Source organism: Prosthecobacter sp. (assembly GCF_044378005.1).
Lineage (GTDB): Bacteria > Verrucomicrobiota > Verrucomicrobiia > Verrucomicrobiales > Verrucomicrobiaceae > Prosthecobacter.
On record NZ_JBILYB010000200.1, the window covers coordinates 1 to 8246 of the forward strand.

Annotated in this window: 8 protein-coding genes and 1 pseudogene; 7 read left to right on the plus strand and 2 right to left on the minus strand. The window is 58.7% G+C overall.

Annotated features, from left to right (window positions below; genetic code table 11):
• From AC6FTP_RS23975 to AC6FTP_RS23985, 3 genes and pseudogenes are all read left to right on the plus strand, one after another.
• The coding region (locus AC6FTP_RS23975) for a hypothetical protein (RefSeq protein ID WP_497209436.1) at positions 1-182 on the plus strand (182 nt) is incomplete at its 5' end.
• Positions 183-689: 507 nt separating this feature from the next.
• Positions 690-1544, plus strand: a pseudogene (locus AC6FTP_RS23980) (serine/threonine protein kinase); the annotation flags it as partial.
• Between the two features lie 392 nt (positions 1545-1936).
• Complete coding sequence (locus tag AC6FTP_RS23985; protein ID WP_497209443.1) at positions 1937-2440, plus strand: formylglycine-generating enzyme family protein; 504 nt, start codon at positions 1937-1939, stop codon at positions 2438-2440.
• Positions 2441-2624: 184 nt separating this feature from the next.
• Here the strand turns inward: AC6FTP_RS23985 and AC6FTP_RS23990 are convergent, their stop codons facing one another.
• Positions 2625-3020 (minus strand): hypothetical protein, encoded by a 396-nt coding sequence (locus AC6FTP_RS23990; RefSeq protein ID WP_497209437.1) that lies wholly within the window; start codon positions 3018-3020, stop codon positions 2625-2627.
• Positions 3021-3212: 192 nt separating this feature from the next.
• The gene (locus AC6FTP_RS23995) at positions 3213-4511 is read right to left on the minus strand and encodes a hypothetical protein (protein WP_497209438.1); all 1299 of its coding nucleotides are present in this window, start codon (positions 4509-4511) and stop codon (positions 3213-3215) included.
• Positions 4512-4593: 82 nt separating this feature from the next.
• On the opposite strand from AC6FTP_RS23995, the gene AC6FTP_RS24000 reads away from it, so the two are divergent.
• The 4 genes from AC6FTP_RS24000 to AC6FTP_RS24015 all read left to right on the plus strand — a co-directional run.
• Positions 4594-5673 (plus strand): hypothetical protein, encoded by a 1080-nt coding sequence (locus AC6FTP_RS24000; RefSeq protein WP_497209439.1) that lies wholly within the window; start codon positions 4594-4596, stop codon positions 5671-5673.
• 23 nt (positions 5674-5696) lie between these two features.
• Positions 5697-6398, plus strand: a complete 702-nt coding sequence (locus AC6FTP_RS24005; protein WP_497209440.1) for a hypothetical protein — start codon at positions 5697-5699, stop codon at positions 6396-6398.
• A 24-nt stretch (positions 6399-6422) separates the two neighbouring features.
• Entirely contained in the window at positions 6423-7721 is a 1299-nt protein-coding gene (locus AC6FTP_RS24010; RefSeq protein WP_497209441.1) for a caspase family protein, read from the plus strand.
• A 331-nt stretch (positions 7722-8052) separates the two neighbouring features.
• Positions 8053-8246, plus strand: a 194-nt coding sequence (locus AC6FTP_RS24015; protein WP_497209442.1) for a hypothetical protein, incomplete at its 3' end; no start/stop codon positions are given.

Below are 8246 nucleotides of genomic sequence, written 5' to 3' on the forward strand. Positions count from 1 at the left end.
AAGCCAAAGCCGTCGAAGCCGCCAAAGCTCGTCTCAGCCAGCTCTCCAGCCTGAAAGTCAGCGTCGAAGACCTCGAGCGCGCGCCCTCCGCCGCCCAGATCAACTTCGCCCAGCGCGTGGATATTTTGCAGGAGCTGCTGGATGCCTATCAGCAGGCCGTGAAGGAAGACTCGGCACAGTAGTTTCTTCCCTTCCCCAAGCGCATGTCAGACACCTCACCACTCCAGCTCTCCTGCCGCTTCTGCCGCCCTTTGGTGGAGGGGCGTCCCAGCGTCTTCGAGATCGCCCTCACCTCCGTTGTCATGGAGCCCGTACGTGACATAGTTATCGAGTTTCGCTGCGCCGGGCTCAGGGGCGGCATGGCGGAGCACCGGCTGCTGAAGCCGCTCAGTGCCTTCGAAATCCGTGACCCCATCGAGGTGGGGATCGACCCCGAGCGAGCTGGCACCTCACCCATGACCGTGCATTTGCACGCTAGCGCTTCACGCGGGCGCCTCAGCGCCCATGGTAGCCTACGTCCGGGCAGGCAGCCCGGCCTGCCCATCCTAGAGCGCCCCACAGACATGCAAAGTCTGAATGTGCAGATCCAGGAAAAGGCCTTTTTTGGGGCCATGTTCGCGGAGAGTGGGATCAACATCGGCAAGGTCAAAACCATCAACGACTTCCTCCAGCTCCACCTCACCCTGCCGATGGAGCCCGTGCCATTAAGCTGGGATGGCCTGCCCGCCGCACGCAGCCTTCAGCCGGGCGATCTCTTCGCCGCGCGGTTTAAATTGATCGAGCATCTCGGCCAAGGTGACATCGGTGCCGTCTGGCTGGCGGAGGACACGAAGCTGAAGTCCCGTGAAGTAGCGCTCAAATTTCTCCCCGTGAGCCTCTGCAACAATACCGATGCCATCGACGATTTACGCAATGAAGTGCTGCTCAGCCGGGAGCTCACCCACGATAACATCATTCGCATCTACGACCTTATTGAGGCAGAAGGCACCGCCGCCATAAGCATGGAGTACATACGCGGCATGCCACTGTGTGAGCTGAGCCGGCAGCAGCCAAAGAGTGTCTTTACCACCGAGCAACTCCTGCCCTGGGTAAAGCAGCTCTGCGCCGCGCTCGATTACGCGCATGGGAAAGGCATCATCCATCATGACCTGAAGCCGCAAAACCTCATCATCAGCGATCAGGGCGTCTTGAAGATCTGTGACTTCGGCTTCGCAGGCCGCATGGCAGAGAGCCGGGGTAAACACACCCGCCGCAAGCGAATGACCCAGGAGAGCGGCGTCATCACGCCCTACATGAGCCCGCAGCATCTCCTGCTCGGCAGCCGCACCGTGGCAGATGACGTGTATGCCCTCGGAGCCACTCTTTACGAATTGCTCACCAGCAAGCCGCCCTTTAGCACCGGCAGCATCGAGATCCAGATCCAGACCATGCTGCCGCTGAGCATCTCGGAGCGGCGGCGGCTCCTGCGCATCACCAGTGTCGAGCCCGTGCCAGAGCACTGGGAGCGCGTGGTGCAGTCCTGCCTGAGTAAGGAAGAACTGGCCCGCCCGGCGAAGGCGGGTGCCGTGTGTAAGCAACTCGCGGCTCCCTCCATCGCCGCAGAAAAACGGCGCAAGGCAGAAGTAGCCGCTGCCGAACGCCGCAGGCGTGTGGCAAAGAGGCTGGTCGCAGCCCCGAGCCCGCTCAATGACGGCTCCATCGGCAAGCAAGTCATCGCCACACTGCCCGGCGGGGTCAGTCTGACCCTCTGCTACTGCCCCGCAGGCAGCTTCACCATGGGCAGTCCGGCCAGTGAGGCGGGTCGCGCCGAGAATGAAGCACCGTCCAAAGTCACGATTAGTCAGCCCTTTTGGCTCGCCCGCACCATCATCACCCAGACACAGTGGACTTCCCTCATGGGCGGAATACCAGCCATTTCAAAGGCGACCACCTTCCTGTGGAAAACGTCAGTTGGGAGAGGGCGCGGGACTTCATCCAAAGACTCAACTCCCGAGTACCCGCGAAAGGATGGAAGTGGGCGCTGCCCACCGAGGCGCAGTGGGAGTACGCCTGCCGTGCCGGTACGCGCACGCCCTTCTACTTCAGGCGCACGTTGCATGGGAAAGACGCGAATTGCCAGAGCAGCTACCCCGTCGGCACCGAAGGTCCGGCTCTTCGAAAAACCAGCGCCGTCTGCCGTTACGCAGCAAATGCCTGGGGCCTCTATGATATGCATGGAAATGTTTACGAGTGGTGTAACGACGCCTGGGATGGCTTCAGCAAGCTCTCCGGCGGCACCGATCCCCTCGGCACATCGGGAGCACTGCGCGTGAACCGTGGTGGCTCTTGGCGCAGCCTACCTGAGCACTGCCGAGCTGCCTTCCGAAATAAAAACGCACCCAACCACAAGTTCAGTAACCTAGGCTTCCGCCCTGCTGTGGTACCAGACATTGCCGGTTGAGCCTTCACACATTGCAATAAATACATGGACGCCTCATGACGAGAAAGGGTTTAAGCATGGATCGTCGCGACCCAGGACTGCCCCGACCATTCATCTAGCTGAGCAAAGCCTGCCGCCGCCAACAGGAATAGAGAATGAACGGAAAGGGAATGCCTCTGTTTCTGATCATTCTCATGAGCGCGCTTCACGCCGCCAAAGCCGCGTGATCGCAGCGGACAGCCGTCGCGTCTTCGAGATGGGCCGCGGGCTCAGCAGGCACCTCCGTGAGTTGGGCAAAGATGGCCCAGGGATCGCTGCGGGAGGTCCAGGGGCAGGCGGCGTGCTCCTGGAGATGCTGGTAGAGGCGGATGCAGCCGACGATGCCGCCCAGTTCCAGGGCGTACTGGAAGTCGGCGCGATAGTCGCCCAGCAGGGTGAAGGCCTGATTGCCGAGCACCATCATCGTTTTGTCCCAGTTCATCTGGCCGGGCAGGTGCAGACGGGACTTGGGGATGAAGTAAAAATAGAATTGGTCGGGCAGGACCATGCACACTTGATTCACACCGCAGGGATTCAAAACGAAGCTGGAGGACGTATTCATGGATGAGGCAGGAGGAGTGTGGGTGAGTCGCCACACAGCGCGGGCTGCGCGGCGTCCTGCCTTCAAGAAATGCGCCCTGTGGTTTTCCGTTTCAGCGCTTAAATGAGTTCGATGGATACTCCACGTCATCAGACGAGCTGAACCCATCCTATGATTCTGGGCTGCGTGCGGTCCTTGCCGCAACTCAGCCTACTACTCCGGACGCTTCCACAGCGGCTTGTCCGCGCCGGTTTTCTCCAACGGGGAGGCACCTGCGGGGATGTCTGTCCTCAAAGGAATGCCTTCAGGGGTGAAGGCGGAATTCTCCTCGGCAATCACGAGCCCAAAGGGACGACGCTCTTCAGGGGTGACTGGAGCGTCATCTTCACGCCAGATGGTTGGGTTCGGCGTCTCGGTGCTGCGTGGGAGGCGGATGCGCTGACCAGGCTTGATGAGTCCCTGCTCGCGAAGTTGCTCCGTCGTCTGCGCTGCAAAGGTGCGTGCCTCCTGCTGGCGGACACGGGCAGGCGGAGCAGGCTTGGCGACGGCGGCAGGCTTCGCGGAGGCTTGCCCGGGTTTCGCTTGGGCGGCGGCAGACTTGGGAGCTTCGCGAAACTCGGGTTCGGTGACGAGTTCACTCGTCCGGGCGATGATTCCGGGCTGTTTCCGAGTCGGGCGGACGAACTTGGGCCGCTGTGTCGAGGCGGTGCTCTTGCCTTTTTTAGCAGGCGAGGAAGATGGAGGCGATGCTGCCGGTGCTCCGATCTTCGCCACGGGTGCGTTGACGGGAGGAATCGTCGCCACAGGCGCGCTTGTGGGTGAGTTCGTTCCCACAGGTGCGTTCACAGGTGTGTTTGTTCCCACAGGAGCGTTGACTGGCGGGAAAGTGGCCCTAGGCGCGTTCACCGATCCAGTCGTCGCCGTCGTTGCATTGACCGGCGGGATCGTCGCCACAGCACCATTCGGAATAGAAGGAGAGGCAGGTGGTTTTGAATTCGGACTCTGAGGGGCCACAGCAGCCGCTGAGTCGGTTCCTTGCGCTGAACCGCCAGAAACCGGTTCTGCAGCACTGCCCGCCCCTGTTTGCGCGACAACTCCGGGGCCAGGAGCTTCCCCCGGCTTCATCACTGACTCCGCTGGTGGTTCCGCAGCTGGGTTGTCTCCGATGACAACGGAGGAAACCGGTGTCGTGGGGGCATCCTTCGCATGGGCTCCAGCCTGCGGATTCTGGGCGACTATCGTGCCCGCAGGGACGTTTTCGTACCAGTCCTTGTCTGCGGGGGGCTGATCGAGATGTACGAGTGTCTGCCCGTCGATGCTCGCAAGCGGCTGGTCAGGCTCCACCACTTTTTTGGGCGCGGGCTTGGAGCCACTGAAGGCATAGGCGATCACTAAAACGAGGACACACACTGCGGCCCCGACAATGGCGTAGGTCTTCCGGCGAGCGGACTCAGATCCTGAAAAAGAGGAGGCATCAAAGGACATGGCAGTGGGGTGATTGGGAGTCATCATGGCGGATTTCCAAAGAGAGACAAGTCATCCGCCGTTTTCCGGTCTTGCTTCTGCGGAGGCGCCTCACTAGTCTCGCTTGCGCATGGACTCAGATCTCCCCCTCCTCTCCAAGAAAGTCACCTACTGGCTGGAACTCAAAGCAGCCTGGTCGCAGTGGCTGGCGGGGGCTCCGATGCCTGGCCTGGGCCGTGAGGCGGAGCTTTATTTCGAGGGGCTGGCCATGGCTGCTTTTAATAGCGGCCTGGAGCAGGGCGGCTACTCGGATGCGGAGGTGCCGCGAATGAGATCGGGACGCGAGGCCTGGGGCCACTCCTTTCAATACCTCGTGGCAAGGCGCACGCTCACGGGCAACCGGCTGCTGGACGATCTCTTCGCCAAGGTCTTCGAAAACGGCGGGGGCACCTGGGCGGATCTCGATTACAAGCTCCGCTATCTGGAGAGCCAGTTCCGCATGCGCATCCGGGATGCGGCACGGCAGTACGCCGGGGAGTTTGGCAAGAAAAGCCTGCGGCAGCGCACGAGCCGTGGCGACAAGGCGGCGTGCAATGATGATGAAGCGAGCGACAAAACGATGTTCGACTACCTCATGTCCGTGGAGCCGGACTGGGGCACGGAACTGGAGCGTGCTGAGTTGAAAAAAATCGTCCAGTCCCAAATCGGCAGCTTTTTCCCCCCCATCCGGCTGCCCTTTAAAATCGGCCTCTGCCTGCGCGCCATCCGCCGTGTGCGCAATGTAATCATCTCCGTGAAGGAAGAGAGCGTCACGGAACTGGCCGGAGTGAAGCACTCCGTCCTGGCCGATGGGACCGTAAAGAGCATGGAGAACCTCGCGCAGCAGATGCGCGCTGATCCAGCCGGGCAGCAGCTCGAAGCGGATGACCGTGAAGGAGCCATTTATTTCTGCCTCCAGGGCCTGCTCGCCCTGCTGGATCGTTCCGAGCTCTGGCTTCTGCTTGCCGAGGGGGTGGCCGAAAGTCTGGCGCTGAATGAAGAAGCCAGTGACAGGAAGAAAGTGCCAGCCTCGGAGCTGCTGGACCGCTGGGAAGCTTTTGCCCAGATGTTGGAAGCCACGCTGAAAGAACATCAGGCATTGGCGTCGGAAAACGAACTTCAGCCTCTCTTTAAAGCCATGGAGGCAGCACGCGCAAAGCTCTGCCGCTAACCAAGAACCCCATTTGAATTTCCATGAACGATCAACTCCGACTGCAAACCTGGGCCGCCGACTGGCAGGCCTATTCGCGGCTTGCTGCCACCGAACCGGAAATGCCCGCCGCACTGCCGTCTGATCCCGATGCTGACTCTGGGACTTACACCGTCAGTGCAACGGATGGCGTCGCCGCCGCGCTCCTCGGCAAGCTCCGTGACTCCATCATCCCCCATGACGCCCGCCGTGCCGCTGAGGACGGCGTTTTTGTGGTGTCCGCAGGCGGCTCACGCAGCGTGCGCGTGCCCATCGTGCGTGGCCAGATCCGCCATCTGCATCCTTCGCTGAAGCCGGGCTGGTCACGCCCCGTTTACGTCCTTATCCTCAGTGTCGATGAGCAGGAGCAGACCGCGCTCACCGTTCCCTTTGGCCCGCTGGCCGAGCCTGCCATCGAGTCCGAGCTGGCCACCGGCATCAGTGATTCCAGCCTGACGGTGCTTTGTCTCTGGAACATCACCGCCGTCCCCCTTTCCAAGTTAGGATGCAGTTGGTGGGTCACCGATGCCTACGACGATGTGCTCACAGCGGCCAGCGACCTGCATCAGTCTCTCATAACACGACAGGCGCCGCCCGAATCCCTTCGAGATCGACTCGGTGCATCACTAATTCATCCGCTTGATCCCCGTCATGACTACCTCGACTCCGAAGCCGGACTGCTGAGTGAGCTCAAGGACATTGCATGAATATTTCTACCATCATTTTCGCCCATGAAGTCTTGGTTACGCTTCCACCTTTTATTTGTCGCGCTTGGCCTCTGGTCGTCTGGTGGCAACCTGGTTCATGCAGCCGAAAGCGGACGACACGCCCTCATCATCTGCAATCAAAATTACATCAAGGTCGGCGAATTGCGCACCACCCTGGCAGAGGCGCGTGAGGCGGAGAAAACGCTCGCTTCGCTCGGTTTCGCCGGAAACATAACAGTGGTCACGGATGCCACGACCGCGAAGATGATCGAGGCCGTCGATGACTTCACCGCGAAGCTCGGTGACGCGAAGGTGGCGCTGTTTTTCTACGGCGGCCATGCCATCCAGGCCGCCGGGGAGAATTACCTCCTCGGCGTGGACAGTGATCCCGCCACCACAAGTCAGCTCGCTTACAAGGCGCTGCCGCTCGGTCGCGTGCTCACGAATCTCGAAGGCTCCAGCGCGCACCTCAATCTCCTCATCCTCGACTGCTGCCGCGACAACCCTCTACCCACGCGCGGCCGCAATGTCGGCAGCACCCGTGGCCTCGCGCCCACGGCGAGCGCTCCCAAGGGCACCTTCATCGCCTACGCCGCCGATGCCAATCAACAAGCTTGGGACGACCATGGCCAAATTGGCCTCTATGGCAGCGTGCTCTTCGAAAAGATGAAAACCCCTGGGCTGCGTCTTGAAGACATCTTCATTCAGACCCGGGAGCAGGTTGCCACACTGGCCCGTGACAAATATCAGCATCAGCAGGAGCCGGCGGAGTACAGCAAGGTGAGCGGAGCGTTTTATTTTGTCCCAGTAGCAATCGTGCCCCCCCCTCCTGCAGTTAGTCCTAACCGTTTATCTACAATTCCAGCGAATACTGCAAGTTCTAGCCTGCAATCTCTACCAACAATCTCAAATATTGCTACAGCACCGTCCAGCGTAATTTCGGGACCTAACTCGGCACAGTTAAATCCTGTTGATCCGTTTGCTGTCGGTGGGCATTGGAAGGGGGTATTTAGAGACCGAAACGGAATTATTCTTGGGAACACGGAGTTCGATATACTGGAAAGAAAAAATAGTTTTTTTAAAGGGATATCGCAATTTGAATTGGGTAATGGTGTGAAAAATGTGCAGAAATTCACGGCATCTGAAAACACCGACGGGACTCTGAGCGTTTCAGTATGGGATAACAATAGTCCTAACGATGAATATGCCACTTGGTTATTATCGTTAAATGGCAAAAAACTTATAGGCACTTGGTCTAACAAAGGTATTCATGGGGGCGCTTTATTTTATGAATATCAGGTGAAAAAAATAAAAAATTACTAGCGCCTAAAATTAGGCGCATACGGGCTTTCGATTGCCACTATATAGAGTAGGCCACACATCATCAAATGGCTGAAGCCCATCTAATTAGGCCAGTCGTGATCTAAAACCAAAAATACATTTTTCAGCAATTGATTCGTACTCTTTAGATACTTAACAAGAGCTTGTGAATTTATCCAAATTTTTGTTAGTCGAATTCCGAAAAATAAGATCTACAGCCTAGCTAAGAATAAGCACTTTACTATAAACTATAAGCTATAAAACACAAGTTATCCTGCGCTCTCTCTTCGCCAATAGCCATTTCTGCACCCGTTTTGTATACCGATACAATCCCATGCCCACCTTCACGATCTTCTATCTCATTCCCGCTGGTGTCTTCCTCGCCATGGCCTTCCTTTGGTATGTGGGAGGCAGGCTGCCGCGATTCTTTTCCGTGCTGCCGGTCGTGGCCTGTTATGCGGCGACGGCACTGCTGCTTTTTTTCGGAGGCATGTGCCACCGGGCGGCGCATGTGAAGCTCAGCGGGCT

Excerpts from the sequence above, each read along its gene's own strand:
- AC6FTP_RS23990 (WP_497209437.1), bottom strand. The coding sequence starts at position 3,020 with ATGAATACGTCCTCCAGCTTCGTTTTGAATCCCTGCGGTGTGAATCAA.
- AC6FTP_RS23995 (WP_497209438.1), bottom strand. The coding sequence starts at position 4,511 with ATGATGACTCCCAATCACCCCACTGCCATGTCCTTTGATGCCTCCTCT.
- AC6FTP_RS24000 (WP_497209439.1), top strand. The coding sequence starts at position 4,594 with ATGGACTCAGATCTCCCCCTCCTCTCCAAGAAAGTCACCTACTGGCTG.
- AC6FTP_RS24005 (WP_497209440.1), top strand. The coding sequence starts at position 5,697 with ATGAACGATCAACTCCGACTGCAAACCTGGGCCGCCGACTGGCAGGCC.
- AC6FTP_RS24010 (WP_497209441.1), top strand. The coding sequence starts at position 6,423 with ATGAAGTCTTGGTTACGCTTCCACCTTTTATTTGTCGCGCTTGGCCTC.